An 814-nucleotide genomic window follows, 5' to 3' on the forward strand; every position below is an offset into this window, starting at 1 on the left:
GACAATAGCAACTAATTGTGCTTTTTTTCCTTGGGAAATACTGAACCCAAGAGCAGAAAATAACCAAGGAGAGCTATGCAAAAATCTATGGGGATACCGTTTTATTACAAACTATTTTCGTATTCCCTCGCCTGGAGAACATGGCTTATCAACTCCAGAAGATAATTACAAAAATGATAAGCCGAATATTCTACTAAGCATAAATCCGACAATTAACAATGAGGTCAAAGGTTATGCTAGGCTTGAGCCAGATAAACCACATTTAGAATTTTATTCAACCAAGATTCAAAACCAACAACTGGGGGACTTATTTAATACAGGGAATAAAATAAGAGAGTCATTAATAAATTCTACAAACGATGCAACAATGATATACCTATATTGTCATGGAACTACCAATTTTCCATTTCAAGAAAATTCTCAGGAAATTTTAGAGGTTGATAAAGGAATAAATATTACGCCTAATGATTTGCGAAACCGAAAACATAATTTTTCTCGTGCCCCGATTATTTTTTTAAATTCATGTAAAAGTGGTGTTATCTCTCCCTTATCCTTCGTGACTTTTCTCAAAATGTTTCAAGCAAAGAAAGCATTGGGAATACTAGGAACAACAATTGAAATCCCAATTACATTTGCTGCCGTATTTGGGGTAAAAATACTTGAGAGCTATTTAGAAGGTGGTTTTTTGGCACAGGCATTATTCGATTTACGCCGTACTCTTCTGAATTATAATAATCCATTAGGCTTATTTTATTCACTTCAGTGCCCTACCGATGTTTCAGCACCTACACAAAATTCAGCATCGCTAGTTCCT

General features: G+C 34.8%; 1 protein-coding gene. It reads left to right on the forward strand.

The window, feature by feature from the left end; all coding sequences use genetic code 11:
- The coding region (locus tag AADEFJLK_RS24905) for a hypothetical protein (RefSeq protein WP_170065257.1) at window positions 1-814 on the forward strand (814 nt) is incomplete at both ends.

Source organism: Methylovulum psychrotolerans, assembly GCF_002923755.1.
Lineage (GTDB): Bacteria > Pseudomonadota > Gammaproteobacteria > Methylococcales > Methylomonadaceae > Methylovulum > Methylovulum psychrotolerans.